Source organism: Pseudonocardia sp. DR1-2, assembly GCF_023717215.1.
In the GTDB taxonomy this organism is placed as follows: Bacteria; Actinomycetota; Actinomycetes; order Mycobacteriales; family Pseudonocardiaceae; genus Pseudonocardia; species Pseudonocardia alni.
The window spans coordinates 208,774-223,038 of the sequence record NZ_JAMQOF010000005.1 but is presented as its reverse complement, the minus strand read 5'-3'; the positions used below and the strand labels follow the sequence as shown (position 1 = coordinate 223,038).

Here is a 14,265-nt window from a genome sequence, read left to right as displayed (position 1 = left end):
GCCCACGAGTCCCATGCCCCGCCCCGGATCGACCTGATCGGAGACAAGAGGACATGAGCAATCCCCAGGCAGCGCAGACCCTGCCGCCGAGCCCGACACTGACCACGACCGACACCGCGTTCCGGGTCGAGAGCTGGGAACGGATCGAGTTCACCCTCTCCTACGTCGACGGCGCCTTCGCCCCGGAGAACACGCACGTCGCGGACCTGTACCGGGACCGGGGCCGCTGCCTGATGGTCGTCGACGAAGCGGTGCACGAGCTCTACGGCGACCGCATCCGCGCCTACTTCGACCACCACGGCATCGCACTGACCACGGTCCCGCTCACGATCGCCGAGACCGCGAAGAGCCTGCGGACCCTGGAGCGGATCGTCGACGCGTTCGCCGAGTTCGGGCTGAACCGCACCGAGCCGCCGCTCGTCGTCGGGGGTGGGCTGACCACCGACGTCGCCGGGTTCGCCTGCGCGTCGTACAAGCGGGGAACGCCCTACATCCGCATCCCCACCACGCTGATCGGCCTGATCGACGCCAGCGTCGCGATGAAGGTCGCGGTCAACCACGGGAAGCACAAGAACCGGCTCGGTGCCTTCCACGCCTCGCACGACGTGCTGCTGGACTTCTCGTTCCTGGCGACGCTGCCCGAGGCGCAGGTCCGCAACGGTGTCGCCGAGATGATCAAGATCGCCACGGTGGCGAACGCCGACCTGTTCGACCTGCTGGAGAAGTACGGCGAGGACCTGCTGGCCACCGGGTTCGGGCACCGGGACGGCACGCCGGAGCTGCGCGAGATCTCCCACCGCGCCACCTACGACGCCGTCCGCACCATGCTCGAGCTGGAGCACCGCAATCTGCACGAGCTCGACCTCGACCGGGTCATCGCCTTCGGCCACACCTGGAGCCCCACCCTGGAGCTGGCGCCGGAGACGCCGATGCTGCACGGGCACGCGATCAGCGTCGACATGGCGTTCTCCGCGACCCTCGCCGAGCGGCGCGGCTACATCTCCACCGGCGAGCGGGACCGCGTCCACCGCCTGTTCAGCGGGCTCGGGCTCACCGTCGACAGCCCGTACCTCACCCCGGAGCTGCTGACCGAGGCCACCGAGTCGATCACCCAGACCCGGGCCGGGCTGCTGCGCGCGGCGGTGCCGAAGCCCATCGGCACCTGCCACTTCGTCAACGACGCCACCCCCGCGGAGCTGACCGCGGCCCTGGCCGCGCACAAGGAGGTCGTCGCCGACCTGCCGACGGCGGCCGGCGGGGTGGACATGTGGTCGCTGAAGTGACCGGCGCACCGACCCGGCCCGCCCGCCCGGTCACACCGACGACGATCCTCGCCGAGCTGCTCGACGACCTCGTCACCCGCGCCGGGGCGGGCGCCGACCCCGACCTCGTCCGGGCCCGGGACCTGGCCGCGGGCCTCGACCCTTACCTCGACGAGCACACCTCGCCGGCGTCGTCGGCGCTGGTCGAGCTGGAGGCGCGCACCCGGTCCGCGGCGTGGACCGGGACCCTGGAGCAGGAGATGCTGTCCGGTCACGTCGAGGGCCGGTTCCTCGCGTTCCTCGTCGCCATGACCGGCGCCCGGCGGGTCCTCGAGGTCGGCATGTTCACCGGCTACTCGGCGCTCGCGATGGCCGAGGCCCTGCCCGACGACGGCGAACTGGTCGCCTGCGAGCTCGACGCCGACGTGGCGGCGTTCGCGCGGGACCGCTTCGCCGCGTCCCCGGCGGGACGCCGGATCCGGGTCGAGGTCGGCCCGGCCGCGGACACCCTGGAACGGCTGCGGGGCACCGCGTTCGACCTGGTGTTCGTCGACGCCGACAAGGCCGGATACGCCGGGTACCTCGACACCGTCCTCGACGGCGGCCTGCTCGCCCCGGGCGGTGTGGTCTGCGTCGACAACACCCTGATGCAGGGCCTGCCCTGGACCGGGGACCGGACGGCGAACGGCGACGCCATCGCCGCGTTCAACCGCCGGGTCACCGACGACCCCCGCGTGGAGCAGGTGCTGGTGCCGCTGCGCGACGGGCTGACCCTGATCCGACGGTCCGCATGAGCCGCACCACCGCCCTGAGGGGCCGGGCCCGTTCGTCGGGCCCGGCCCCGGCGCGGCTCGCCTCGGGCGTCGTCGCGCTCGCCGCCGCCGGGCTCGCCGGACGTGCGCTGGGCACCGGCCGCGACGGCGCCCCGCGCGAGGGCACGGCGGCGACCCGGGTCCGTACCGCGGGCACCCTCGCCCTGCTCACCGCCGCCCTGCCCGCCGACCTGGCGATCACCGGCGTCGCCGCGCTGGCCGGGCTCCTGCGCCGTCGTGAGCGGGCCCGGCCGCACCGGCCGCTGACCGTGCTGCTCAGCGGCGGGAAGATGACCAAGGCGCTGGAGCTGGCACGGGCCTTCCACCGTGCCGGGCACCGGGTCGTGCTCGTCGAGCAGGCCCGCTACCGCTTCACCGGGCACCGGTTCTCCCGGGCGGTCGACGCGTTCCACGTCGTCCCCGCCCCGGACGCGCCGGGCTACGCCCACGCGCTCGCCGACATCGCCCGCCGGGAGGGCGCCGACGTGTACGTGCCGGTGTGCAGCCCCGTCGCGAGCTGGTACGACGCCGACGCCAAGCGGCTGCTCGAACCGTTCTGCGCGGTCGTGCACCCCGACGCCGACGTCGTCGCGATGCTCGACGACAAGCACCGGTTCACCGCGACCGCCGCCGGGTTCGGCCTGACGGTGCCCGCGGCGCGGCGCATCACCGACCCGGCGCAGGTCGTCGACCACGACTTCGCCGCCACCCCGGGGCGCACCTGGATCCTCAAGTCGCTGCGCTACGACCCGGTGCGCCGCCGCGACCTGACCCGGCTTCCGCTCCCGACCCGCGCCGAGACCGCGGCGTTCGTGGCGACCCTGCCGATCTCACCGGACAACCCCTGGATCCTGCAGGAGTTCGTCGAGGGCACGGAGTACTGCACCCACGCCACCGTCCGCGACGGCGACGTCCGCCTGTACTGCTGCTGTCCGTCGTCGAGCTTCCTGCTCAACTACGACCACGTCGACCACCCGGCGATCGAGGACTGGGTGCGGCGGTTCTGCGGCGAGCTGGGGGTGACCGGGCAGCTGTCGTTCGACTTCATCGAGGCACCCGACGGCCGGGTCCTGGCCATCGAGTGCAACCCGCGCACCCACTCCGCGATCACCCTGTTCCACGACCACCCGGGCGTCGCCGCGGCCTACCTCGACGCCGGTGCCGGCACGCTCGTGCCGGCACCGGCCACCCGGCCGACCTACTGGCTGCACCACGAGCTGGGCCGGCTCCTCGGCGACCCCGGGTCGTGGCGGGAGCGGCTGCGGATCGTGCGCGACGGACGGGAGGCACTGCTCGACGTGCACGACCCGTTGCCGTTCCTGCTGGTCCCGCACCTGCAGATCGCCTCGCTGCTGCTGGGCAACCTCCTGCGTGGACGGCCGTGGGTGACCGTCGACGTGAACATCGGCAAGCTCGTCGAACCGGCGGGGGACTGAACCGTGCTGCGTGTCCTGCACCTCGTCGGCTCGGGCGTCGACGAGTTCTTCTGCGACCTGTCCCGGCTCTACGCCGCGGACTGCCTCGCCGCGACCGCCGACCCGGCGCGCTACGAGTTCGTCGTCGCGTACGTGACGCCGCAGGGCTGGCGGTTCCCGGCCGGGCTCGACCCGGAGCAGATCGCCGCCGCACCACTGCGGACCCTCCCCGAGGCGGTCGCCGAGATCGCCCGGGCGGGTGTGGACGTGATGGTGCCGCAGATGTTCTGCCGGCCCGGGATGACCCACCACCGGGCGCTGTTCGAGCTGCTCGGGATCGGCTACGTCGGCAACACCCCCGAGGTCATGGCGCTGGGCGCGGACAAGGCCCTGGCCCGCGCGGTCGTCGCCGAGGGCGGGGTCGCCGTCCCGGCGGGGGAGACGGTGCGCGCCGGGCAGGTGCCGACGGTCCGGCCGCCCGCCGTCGTCAAGCCGGTGGACACCGACAACTCGGTCGGCGTCACCCTCGTCCACGACCCGGACGGGTTCGGGGTGGCCGTGAAGGCCGCCCTGGTCCACGGCGACCGAGCCCTGGTCGAGGAGTTCGTGCCGCTGGGCCGCGAGGTCCGGTGCGCGGTGGTGGAGCGCGACGGCCACCTGGTCGGCCTGCCGCTGGAGGAGTACCGGATGGACGCGGTCGACAAGCCGGTCCGCCTCGCCGACGACAAGCTCGCCCGCACCGGCGACGGCGATCTGCGCCTGGTCGCGAAGGACGCCCGGTCCTGGATCGTCGACGCAGGCGACCCGGTCACCGGGCCGGTGCAGGACGCCGCCCGCGCGGCGTTCCGCGCCCTGGGCTGCCGCGACTACGGGCTGTTCGACTTCCGCATCGACCCCGACGGCCGGCCCTGGTTCCTGGAGGCCGGGCTGTACTGCTCGTTCGCCCGCACCTCGGTGGTCGTCACGATGGCCGAGGCCGCGGGGATCGGCGTCGCCGACCTGTTCGCCGACGCCGTCACCCGCGCCGCCGCCCGCACCACCGCCCCACCCGGCTCCGACCGCTGATCCGGCTCCCGCCGCCGGTGGGGCGCGCCGTCGCACCCCGCAGGTGGCCCGCGCACCCTCCGCGGCGGGTGCGGCGACCGCGTCCGGGGTGCGCGGCGGGAGCTCAGTGGGCGGCGCGGGGCCGGACGTGCTCGCGCACCATGCCGCGGTGCATGACCCGGTCCCCGACGACGCCGGAGTGGTCGGCGCGGTGCAGCACGCAGGCGTTGTCCCAGATCACGACGTCGCCCGGTGCCCACCGGTGGTCCAGCACGTTGTCCGGCCGCGTCGAGTGTTCGATCAGCTCCCGCACGGTCGCCGCGGACTCCTCGGTGTCCATCCCGCCGACCTCGGCGCAGCGGGCCGCGGTCGAGAGGTAGAGCGCGGTCCGGCCGGTGCGGGGGTGCGGGCGGAACACCGGGTGCCAGGCCTCGGTCTCGGTACCGGCGTCGTCGGGGGACAGCCCGGTGACGACGTGGCGGATGCTGCGGCCGTCGAGCCGGGTCCGCAGCGGCTCCGGGAGCGTCTCGTAGGCGCGGTACTGGTTGGAGAACTGCGTCGCGCCGCCCCGGGCGGGGACGGTCACCGCCCGCAGCGCGGTGTAGGCGGGCGGGGCCGCGACGTAGCTGGTGTCGACGTGGAACGAGCTGCGCGGCGGGGTGTCGCGGCCGACGTTGGAGATCACGTTGAGGTCCGGGTGGGTCTCCAGCGGCGTCTCACCGGTGGTGAACGCCAGCGGGCCGAGACCGCGGAGGAACGCGAGGAAGCCGTCGTCGCCGACGTCGTCCTGACCGGGCAGGACGAGGACGCCGTGCTCGGCGAGCAGCGCCCCGAGCGCGCCCGGGTCGAGGTCGGGCAGGGACGTCCCGGTGACGCGGGCGCCGACCGGGTGCAGGGCCTCGATGTCCATCACCCGAGTGTGCGGGCGCCCGCGGTCACCCGCGCGCCGGACGCGGGGGCGGCCCCGGGGCGGACGCGGGGGCCGGACGCCGGGGTCAGGACGCCGTACGGCCCCACCGGCGGCGACGCGGGCGGTCGGCGGGCTCGTCCTCCATCGGGGCGGCGATCGCGAGCCGCCCGACCTGCTCGTTGAGGACCTTGAGGTGCACCCGGACGTCGTCGTGGGTCGGGTCCAGCACCGCCTGCTCGGCGATCTCCGCGGCCTGGTCGACCGACTGCTTCAGCGACGCCTTCGCCTTGTTCAGCCGGGCGGCGATCCGCTTCGCGGGCGGCTCGGTGAGCCGGAACCGTGCCGGCTCGATCGAGTCGCCGACGGCGGCCAGGCGCTGCACCGCCTCCAGCTCGGAGTCCAGCCGCTTGCCGATCTCGGTGAGCCACGTCCGCACCTGCATCGCCGAGATCACCGTGGTGATCCGGTGGAAGCGCTGCACCTGCTCGGTGCACTCGGCCACGTAGGTCCGCCAGTACCGCGAGAGCGGTGCGGGTGACGGCTCGGATCCGGGTCGCAGGAGTGACACGTGCGCAGGCTACCGGTGATCACGACGAGGTCGCCGTGGGTCACGGGATGCGCCCGTCCGTCGCCAGCACCGGCGCGTCGGCGGTCACGGTGTCGGGGTAGATCAGGCCGCTGCCGGTGTTCAGCACGACGACCGTCTCCGACCCGTCGAGCCACCCCGACTCCCGCAGCCGGCCCGCCGCGGCGACGCAGGCCGCGCCCTCCGGGCAGATCCAGGTGCCCTCGTCGCGGGCGAGGGCGTGCTCGGCGGCGAGCAGCTCGTCGTCGGAGACGGCGACGGCGGTCCCGCCGGTGTCGTACACGGCGTCGAGGACGAGGAAGTCGCCCAGCGCCTTGGGCACGGTGATCCCGAACGCGACCGTGTGCGGGTCGGCCGGGGCCGTCGACTCGCGCAGCCCGGCCTCGAACGCGTCGACGATCGGCGCGCAGCCGGTGGCCTGCACCGCGACCAGCCGGGGCAGAGGGCCGGAGATCCAGCCGAGCTCCCGCATCTCCGCCAGGGCCTTGTGGATCGCGATGATCCCGACGCCGCCGCCGGTGGGGTAGAGGATGACGTCCGGGCAGCGCCAGCCGAGCTGCTCGACGATCTCGTAGCCCATCGTCTTCTTGCCCTCGATGCGGTAGGGCTCGCGCAGCGTCGAGGTGTCCTGGTACCCCGCCCCGGCGGAGTTGCGGCGGGCGACGGCGTCGGCCACGAGCCTCCCGGCGTCGCCGATCAGGCCGTCGACCAGGTACAGCTCCCCGCCGGAGACGACCACCTCACGCCGGGTGATCTCCGGGGCGTCGACCGGCATCGCGATCAGCGCACCGAGCCCGGCGCGCGCGGCGTAACAGGCCCAGGCGGCACCGGCGTTGCCGTTGGTGGGCATCGCGACCGCCCGGACTCCGAGCTCGGCGGCCCGGGACACCCCGACGGCGGCGCCGCGCGCCTTGAACGCCCCGGTCGGGACCAGCCCCTCGTCCTTCATCCGCAGGCCGGGCAGCCCGAGGCGGGCACCGGCTCGGGGGAGCGGGAGCAGCGGGGTCATGCCCTCGCCCATCGTCACCACGTGCGCGGGGTCCCGCACGGGCAGCACCTCGTGGTAGCGCCACAGGTCCGGCGGGCGGGCGGCGATCTCGGCCGGGGTCACCAGCGTGCGGGCCCGGTCGAGGTCGTAGCGGGCGAGCAGCGGGGCACCGGAGGCCGAGGTGCCCTGCACCGTGTCGGCGTCGAGGACCTCGCCGGTACGGGAGCACTCCAGGTGGGTCAGCGTCGAGAAGTCGGGCACGGCTCCAGCTGATCTCCCGCCGTGCCGTGGCGCAACCGGAGGGGTGACGGCGGCGCGGGCAGGAGCAGGCCGCCACGACTACGCCGTTGCGACGATCCTGTTAGCCTCGGGAGCGCAAGCGTGAAAGTTCAACAATCGAGAGGAACCCATGCGACCGCTCCCCGCGCCGCTCTCCGACATCGCACTCCTGCTCGTCCGGCTGCTCGTCGGCGTCGTCCTCGTCGCCCACGGCCTGCAGAAGCTCTCGGGTGGCGTCGGCGGGGTCGCGTCGAGCTTCGCCGGCATGGGCATCCCGCTGCCCACGGTCTCCGCGCTGTTCGTCATCGCGGCCGAGCTCGGAGGCGGTCTGCTGCTGATCGCCGGTGCCGCGACGACCGTGGCGGGGCTGGTCGTCGTCGTCGCGATGGCGGGGGCCTACCTCTTCGCGCACGTGGGCCTGAACCCGTTCGTCGACTCGGGCGGCTGGGAGCTGGTCGGCGTGATCGCCGCCGGTGGACTCGCGCTGGCCGCGACCGGACCGGGCCGGTTCTCCGTCGACGCGCTCGTCGCCGGACGCCGTCGCACGCCCGCCCGGCACGCGGTGGGTGTGTCCGCGGGGGAGTAGTACCCGCCCGCACGGGGGATCCCTCCGCATGCCCGAGGGACACACCGTGCACCGGCTCGCGCGGCTGCAGCGCCGCCGCTACGCCGGACGGCCGGTGGCCGTCTCCAGCCCGCAGCGCCGCTTCACCACCGGCGCCGAGATCGTCGACGGGCGGGTGCTGGTCGACGTGCAGGCCCACGGCAAGCACCTGTTCCAGCACTACGGGCCGGACACCACCGTGCACGTCCACCTCGGGCTGTGGGGCCGGTTCCCGAACCGGAGGCTCCCCGAGGAGCCGCCCCGCGGCCAGGTCAGGATGCGGATGGTCGGTGAGACGCACTACGCCGACCTGCGCGGCCCGGCCGCCTGCGAGCTGCTCGACGACGTGGGTGTGAAGGAGCTGCGGGCCCGCCTCGGCGAGGACCCGTTGCGCGACGACGCGGATCCGGCGCGGGTCCGGGAGCGGTTCGCCCGCTCCCGGGTCCCGCTGGCCGCCCTGCTCATGGACCAGTCGGTGATCGCGGGCATCGGCAACGTCTTCCGCGCCGAGACGCTGTTCCGCACCGGACTGGACCCGATGACCCCGGCCCGCGACCTCGACGACCGGTCCTTCGCCCTGCTCTGGGACGACCTGACCGAGATGCTCCGCGACGGCGAGCGGCGCGGCCGGATCGAGACGCTGCGCCCCGAGCACGACCCGGCCCTGCTGGCGCCCCCCGACCGCGGCGCGGTCTGCGCCAGCGTCGTCTACGCCTACCGCCGCACCGGACAGCCCTGCCTGGTCTGCGGCGCCCCGATCGCGCACGCCGAGGTCCGCACGCGGAACCTGTTCTGGTGTCCCGGGTGCCAGGCCGGAGGCACCGCCCGGCCGCTCACCGAACGGTGACGATGGATGTCCGATCTGTCCTGTACCGGGCGGTAGCGGTACCGTTGACGTCATGCTGTCGACCGGTCCCGCTCGTCCGGAAGCGGGGCGTCGGCCGATCGTCCGCTGGGACGCCGCGCTGTCCGGGGCCGCGCTGGCCGTGACCGGCATGCTGGTCGCCCTGGGCGTGTTCGGCGCCGTCTTCCTCGTCGCGTTCCTCGACTACTGCCCGCCGCGGACGTGCAGCTCCTCGGCCGTGCTCGTCTCGGTCGGCGGGTCGCTGGTGGTCGCGGCCGCCGCCGGGATCGCCGGTCTCGCCATGACCGTGCTGCGGGTCGTCGAACGCCGCCCGGCCTGGCCGTTCGCGCTGGCCACCCTCGCCGTGACCGGCTCCGCCGTCGTCTTCGGGGCGGTCCACTACGCGAGTGCGATCGGGTACTGACGCATTCACGGGTCGATTCCCAGAATGCGTGCGCCGAGCCGGATCTCGCGGCCGGAACCGTTGCACGCGCCGCAGTGCCGCCACGATTTCGTGGCCAGTGCGCCGTACTGCCGCGGGGTGCCCTTGCAGCGCCCGCACCGGGTGAAGGGGTGCAGGTAGAGTGAACCGATGTACAGGAACAGGGCCACCGCACCGATGATCACCAGAATCGTCGTGCCGCTCGCCCCGCTCTGTTCCTCGGCTGCGGACAGCAGAAACTCCGTCATTCTCGTCGCCCCCCGATGAATGGAGCGCGACCCCCTGTCGCCGCCCCCGGTCACCGAGGTTACGTCGCCGTTTACGGAATCCTTGACCGGTTAATCACTGTTGACGATCGCCGGTCGGCTCGGCTGCGTCCGCCGCCGCAGCCCGCTGCGCCGTCCGGCGGAAACCGACCGCGATCGCCGCCGACATCAGCATCATCACCGCGACCACCCACATCCCGGCGCGGGAGTCGCCGGTCAGGTCCTTGAGCCACCCCGCGACGAACGGCCCGGCGAACCCGGACAAGTTGCCGAAGGAGTTGATCAACCCGATCCCGGCGGCGGCCCCGGCCCCGGTGAGGAACGCGTTCGGCAGCGCCCAGAACGGCGGGATGGCGGCGAAGACCCCGATCGCGCAGACGGTCACGCATGCCATGACCAGCAGCGGTGAGTCCATGTACAGCGCGCCCGCGATCGCGACCGCCCCGACGACGGCGGGGACGGCCACGTGCAGCCCCCGCTCCCCGCTGCGGTCGGAGTGCCGGGCCCACAGCACCATCGTCACCGACGCGATCGCGTACGGCACCGCGGTGATCAGACCGACCTCGACCAGCGAGTAGTCGGCGCCGAACTGCTGCTCGAAACCCGCGACGATCTGGGGCAGGAAGAACGCCAGTACGTAGAGCCCGAACACGATCCCGAAGTAGACGACCGAGAGGGCCACCACCCGGCCGTCGCGCAGGGCGGCGGCGACGCCGCGGTCCTGCCCGGCCGCCGCAGCGTCCTCGGCGGCGATCCGTTCCTCCAGTGCGACCGCCTGGTCGGCGGGCAGCCACCGGGCCCGGGTCGGGCGGTCCGGCAGCAGCCACAGCACCGCGATCCCCAGCAGCACCGCCGGGATGCCCTCGACGAAGAACATGAAGCGCCAGCCGGCGTCGAAGCCGAGGGCGCCGTCGCCGACCGAGATCAGCCACGTCGACAGCGGCCCGCCGACCACCGAGGACAGCGGCACGGCCAGGAAGAACAACGCGACGATCCGCGCCCGCTCCACCCGCGGGAACCAGTAGGTCAGATACAGGATGATGCCGGGGAAGAAGCCGGCCTCGGCGATACCGAGCAGCACCCGCACGACGTAGAAGCCGATCTCGCCCTGGATGAACGCCGTCGACGACGCGACGATGCCCCAGGTCACCATGATCCGGGCGATCCAGATCCGGGCGCCGACCCGGTGCAGGATCACGTTGGACGGGACCTCGAAGAAGAAGTACCCGATGAAGAACAGCCCGGCGCCCAGGCCGTAGGCGGCCGCGGACAGGCCCAGGTCGGCGTTCATCGTCAGCGACGCGAACCCGACGTTGACCCGGTCGATGTAGTTCAGCAGATAGGCCAGGGCGAGCAGCGGGATGAGCCGCTTCGTCGCCGTCCGTACGGCCGTCGAGACCAGCACGCCTTCCCCCTCCGTTGCGGTGCGCACGCCCGCGCAGTCTCTCCGCCGGAGGGTCAGTCCTTCAACCAGGCGTAGGCGGTGTGCCGGGAGACACCGAGCGCCGCCGCCATCGCGCTGACCTCGCAGCCGGCCTCGCGCCCGGCGCGCAGCAGCGCGCGGCGACGCTCGCGCGGCGCGTCCGCCGCCGCCCGCAGCTCCTCCAGCACGGCCGCGGACTCGGCGGATCCCCGGCGGCGGCCCACCCCGGGCCGGGAGAACGCGCGGACGGCGTCGGCGTCCCAGACCTTGCGGCCGCCCGGGCCGGGGTCGGGCAGCGGGGCCGGCGCCTGGCCGCGGGAGACGTAGGAGTTCCAGGTGCCCACCTGCACGCCCCAGTGGGCGGCGCACTCGTCGCTGGTCCAGGTCGTCACGAGGGTTGAGCCTGTCACGGGGCGCCGGATGCGTCGCCGTCGGACGATGTGCCGATCTCGGTAAGCCGTTGTCGACGAACCGCCGGGGTCATCGCACCTGATGATCAGGTCGTCACCGTCGACGCCGGTCGAGCCGGACGAGGTGTACGGGGCGCGCGCGATTCTGCACGCCCCTACGGTCGCAGTGCGGTGACCACCCAGCGCAGCGACGTCCGGTCGGTGCAGGTGGCGAGCAGCTCGGCCTGCTCGGCGCTCTCGGCGTCGCGGCGACGGGCGTCGAATAGGTCCTCGACCAGGCCGGGCACGTCGCGGTGCTCCCCGGGCAGCGGCTCGTCGCCACCGGGCAGCCCGAGGCGGGCGACGACCAGGCGCAGCGTGCGGTGCCCGATCAGTCGCATACCCGGGGACAGCAGCGCGGAGTTCCGCGGGGGAGTGGTGCCGGCGGCGGGCTCCTGCCCGGGCAGCGGCACCGCACCGGGCGGCGTGCCGGGCAGACTCACCGCGGACACGGCGATCACGCCGCCGTCGAGCAGGGCCCAGGCGTCGATCGCGGGGCGGTGCGTCTCGCGTCCCGACGCGGTGGCCAGCCCCTGGTCGGCCAGCCACCGGCGCAACCGCGGCCGCAGGTCCCACCGCACGTCGAACACGCCCTCGGCCAGGTCGGACGGGGTGAACACCTCGTCCCACCGCGGGCCGCCGGACGCCCCGTTCCCGACACCCGTCTCGGGCTGGATCGCCATCTTCGTCCCCCGACCCGGGGCACGCGCGTTCCCGGGGAACCAGGATAGGACGGTCCGGACGGGCGCACAGGCTGGTGCACACGGCCGTACCCACAGGTGTGATGACACGACCGACGCGGCGGTGAGCGGCGTCCCCGGCACGCCGATCAGCAGGCGATGTCACACTGTGTGAGCGATTATGCCGGTGTCTGCGTGACAGATGACACGATCGAGCGAGTCCGCCGCAGGCGGTAACGAGGCAGGATGAGTCGAGCGATCCACAAGTGACGGCGACGTGGAGGCGACATGGACGGGCAGTTCGACAGGGTTCCGGCGGTGCACCCGGGGATGATCCCCGCGGCACGGCGCTCGGTGGAGAACCTGCCGTCCGGACGAGGTGTGGTCGACGGCGAGCGGGGCCGCGTGCTGGCCCGCTACGCGCGGCTGATGCGGTCCGGCCGGCCGGAGGTCTGCCTGCCCGGGCGGCGCGAGATCGAGGACCGCGAGCGGTTCGGCGCCTCCGCGACCGGCAGCGACGGCAAGGTCATCTACCCGGACCGGGACGCGGCCGAGTGTGCCGCCCGTGAGCTGGAGGCCCTCGGCGGGCGCCCGCAGCGGGCCTATCTGTGCCGGCGGTCCCGCCGCGGGCACTACCACCTGACCACCGACGCCGTCGCCCAGCGCCGTCGCGGCCCGGCGGAGCTCATCCCGCAGCCGCGCCGCGGCGACTGACCCGACCCGACGTCCGACGACCCCCGGTGCCCGCGGCGCCGGGGGTCGTCGCGCGTCCGGGGCCGGTTCCTCACGGATGTCACACCGATGTGATGCGCGGCACACGCTGATCGTCTAGCGTGGGATGTGGCGGCGGTCACGTCACCGCCGAGCCGACGTTCCCACCACCACGCATCGGAGGGCCCCGTGAACCCGCACCTGCTGGAGGAGCGCGTCGCCACCGTCAACGGCGGCCGCGATCTCGCCGACCCCGCCCGTGCCCGCCTGCGCGCCCACAAGGCCACCGCCGACGCCTGCCGTCGGCGCGCCGCCGAGCGCCGTGCCGAGCTGGAGCGCGTCCTCTCCGGAGGCACCACCGGTGACGCCCTGGACCTCATGCTGGAGCTCGACGCGCTGGAGCGGGTGCAGGACCGCATCGACAACCGGCTCTCCGAGCTGTGCGACGCGCTCACCGAGCCGCGCACCCCGCGCTACGGCGACGCCCAGCCCGTGTAGCGGCGCCCCGCGGCCCGTGTGGATCACCCGCGCGCGTGGTTCGATGACCGGCGGACACCGCCGTCGGACCACGAGGGAGAGCACACGTGCGTGCAGTGCAGGTCAGCGAGCTGGACGGGCCGTCCGCGGTCCGCGTCGCCCAGGTCGAGCCGCCGGTCCGCGGTGACGGCGAGGTTCTGATCGACGTCGCCGCGGCCGGGGTGAACTTCCCGGACGTCCTGCTGACCAAGGGGATGTACCAGTACAAGCCGGAGCCGCCGTTCACCCTCGGCTCCGAGTGCGCCGGCACGGTGCGCGAGGCGGGCCCGGACAGCCGGTTCGCCGCCGGGGACCGGGTCGTCGCGTTCACCATGTCCGGGGTGTTCGCCGAGACCGTCTCCGCTCCGGAGCAGCACGTCTTCCCGCTGCCCGACGAGGTGGAGTTCGCGGCGGGCGCCTGCCTGCCGATGAACTACCTGACCGCGCACTTCACCCTCGACACCCGCGGTGGCCTGCGGGCGGGGGAGACGGTGCTCGTCCAGGGCGCGGCCGGGGGCATCGGGACCGCGGTGATCCAGCTGGCGGCCGCGATGGGGGCCACCGTCATCGGCGTCACCTCCACCGAGGCCAAGGCCGAGGTCGCCCGGCGCGCGGGTGCCGCGCACACCGTCGGCGTCGACGGGTTCAAGGACGTCGTGAAGGAGTTGACCGGCGGTGCGGGCGTCGACATGGTCGTCGACCCGGTCGGCGGGGACCGCTTCACCGACTCGGTGCGCTGCCTCGGCCCGCTCGGCCGTCTCATGGTCGTCGGATTCACCGCGGGGGATATCCCGACGGTGAAGGTGAACCGGCTGCTGCTGAACAACGTCGACGTCCGCGGGGTCGGCTGGGGTGCCTACGCGCTGGGACGCCCGGACTTCATCCGCTCGGAGTGGGACGCCCTGCTCCCGCACCTGCGTTCCGGCGCGCTCGACCCGCTGATCAGCGAGCGCTTCGGCCTCGACGACGCCGCGACCGCCCTGTCACGCATCGACGACCGCACCGTCACCGGCAAGGTCGTCCTGCTGACCTGA

17 protein-coding genes are annotated in these 14,265 nt (G+C 73.8%); 10 read left to right on the top strand and 7 right to left on the bottom strand.

All coding sequences use genetic code 11. From position 1 onward, the window contains the following. Positions 1 to 53 precede the first annotated feature (53 nt). Genes ND486_RS16820 through ND486_RS16805 form a run of 4 tightly spaced genes read left to right on the top strand, consistent with a single transcriptional unit; the run spans position 54 to position 4,554 of the window. Positions 54 to 1,283: a sedoheptulose 7-phosphate cyclase gene (locus tag ND486_RS16820; protein ID WP_251785075.1), complete on the top strand. Its 1,230-nt coding sequence runs from the start codon at positions 54 to 56 to the stop codon at positions 1,281 to 1,283. Next, the gene (locus ND486_RS16815) at positions 1,280 to 2,056 is read left to right on the top strand and encodes an O-methyltransferase (protein ID WP_251785074.1); all 777 of its coding nucleotides are present in this window, start codon (positions 1,280 to 1,282) and stop codon (positions 2,054 to 2,056) included. The genes ND486_RS16820 and ND486_RS16815 overlap by 4 nt, the downstream gene beginning before the upstream one ends. Further along, a complete protein-coding gene (locus ND486_RS16810; RefSeq protein ID WP_251785073.1) occupies positions 2,053 to 3,510 on the top strand; it encodes an ATP-grasp enzyme in 1,458 nt (485 codons plus the stop codon). The genes ND486_RS16815 and ND486_RS16810 overlap by 4 nt, the downstream gene beginning before the upstream one ends. 3 nt (positions 3,511 to 3,513) lie before the next feature. Beyond that, positions 3,514 to 4,554: a D-alanine--D-alanine ligase gene (locus tag ND486_RS16805; protein WP_251785072.1), complete on the top strand. Its 1,041-nt coding sequence runs from the start codon at positions 3,514 to 3,516 to the stop codon at positions 4,552 to 4,554. A gap of 103 nt (positions 4,555 to 4,657) precedes the next feature. Here the strand turns inward: ND486_RS16805 and ND486_RS16800 are convergent, their stop codons facing one another. From ND486_RS16800 to ND486_RS16790, 3 genes are all read right to left on the bottom strand, one after another. Further along, positions 4,658 to 5,443, bottom strand: a complete 786-nt coding sequence (locus ND486_RS16800) for a TauD/TfdA family dioxygenase (protein ID WP_251785071.1) — start codon at positions 5,441 to 5,443, stop codon at positions 4,658 to 4,660. An 85-nt stretch (positions 5,444 to 5,528) separates the two neighbouring features. After that, entirely contained in the window at positions 5,529 to 6,011 is a 483-nt protein-coding gene (locus ND486_RS16795) for a hypothetical protein (RefSeq protein ID WP_062396040.1), read from the bottom strand. A gap of 40 nt (positions 6,012 to 6,051) precedes the next feature. After that, positions 6,052 to 7,278 carry a threonine synthase gene (locus ND486_RS16790; protein WP_251785070.1) on the bottom strand — a complete coding sequence of 409 codons (1,227 nt, stop codon included), beginning with the start codon at positions 7,276 to 7,278 and terminating at the stop codon, positions 6,052 to 6,054. 148 nt (positions 7,279 to 7,426) lie between these two features. Here ND486_RS16790 and ND486_RS16785 point away from each other — a divergent pair, with 148 nt between their 5' ends. Genes ND486_RS16785 through ND486_RS16775 form a run of 3 tightly spaced genes read left to right on the top strand, consistent with a single transcriptional unit; the run spans position 7,427 to position 9,168 of the window. Next, positions 7,427 to 7,882, top strand: a complete 456-nt coding sequence (locus ND486_RS16785) for a DoxX family protein (protein WP_251785069.1) — start codon at positions 7,427 to 7,429, stop codon at positions 7,880 to 7,882. A 28-nt stretch (positions 7,883 to 7,910) separates the two neighbouring features. Beyond that, entirely contained in the window at positions 7,911 to 8,747 is an 837-nt protein-coding gene (locus ND486_RS16780) for an Fpg/Nei family DNA glycosylase (RefSeq protein WP_251785068.1), read from the top strand. Positions 8,748 to 8,799: 52 nt separating this feature from the next. After that, a complete protein-coding gene (locus ND486_RS16775) occupies positions 8,800 to 9,168 on the top strand; it encodes a hypothetical protein (RefSeq protein WP_208824207.1) in 369 nt (122 codons plus the stop codon). A 5-nt stretch (positions 9,169 to 9,173) separates the two neighbouring features. On the opposite strand, the gene ND486_RS16770 is transcribed toward ND486_RS16775, so the two are convergent. The 4 genes from ND486_RS16770 to ND486_RS16755 form a co-directional block, all read right to left on the bottom strand. Beyond that, positions 9,174 to 9,434, bottom strand: a complete 261-nt coding sequence (locus ND486_RS16770) for a hypothetical protein (protein WP_224402085.1) — start codon at positions 9,432 to 9,434, stop codon at positions 9,174 to 9,176. Positions 9,435 to 9,528: 94 nt separating this feature from the next. Then, positions 9,529 to 10,884 carry an MFS transporter gene (locus ND486_RS16765; protein WP_251785067.1) on the bottom strand — a complete coding sequence of 452 codons (1,356 nt, stop codon included), beginning with the start codon at positions 10,882 to 10,884 and terminating at the stop codon, positions 9,529 to 9,531. Between the two features lie 26 nt (positions 10,885 to 10,910). Beyond that, entirely contained in the window at positions 10,911 to 11,267 is a 357-nt protein-coding gene (locus ND486_RS16760) for a hypothetical protein (protein ID WP_073574423.1), read from the bottom strand. A 173-nt stretch (positions 11,268 to 11,440) separates the two neighbouring features. Then, complete coding sequence (locus tag ND486_RS16755; RefSeq protein ID WP_251785066.1) at positions 11,441 to 12,007, bottom strand: hypothetical protein; 567 nt, start codon at positions 12,005 to 12,007, stop codon at positions 11,441 to 11,443. 285 nt (positions 12,008 to 12,292) lie between these two features. Here ND486_RS16755 and ND486_RS16750 point away from each other — a divergent pair, with 285 nt between their 5' ends. From ND486_RS16750 to ND486_RS16740, 3 genes are all read left to right on the top strand, one after another. Beyond that, positions 12,293 to 12,718, top strand: coding sequence for a hypothetical protein (locus tag ND486_RS16750; protein ID WP_062396034.1), 426 nt, complete (start codon positions 12,293 to 12,295; stop codon positions 12,716 to 12,718). A 186-nt stretch (positions 12,719 to 12,904) separates the two neighbouring features. After that, on the top strand, positions 12,905 to 13,213 hold the full coding sequence (locus tag ND486_RS16745; protein ID WP_073574211.1) for a hypothetical protein: 309 nt from the start codon (positions 12,905 to 12,907) through the stop codon (positions 13,211 to 13,213). 86 nt (positions 13,214 to 13,299) lie between these two features. Further along, positions 13,300 to 14,265, top strand: a complete 966-nt coding sequence (locus ND486_RS16740) for an NADPH:quinone oxidoreductase family protein (RefSeq protein WP_251785065.1) — start codon at positions 13,300 to 13,302, stop codon at positions 14,263 to 14,265.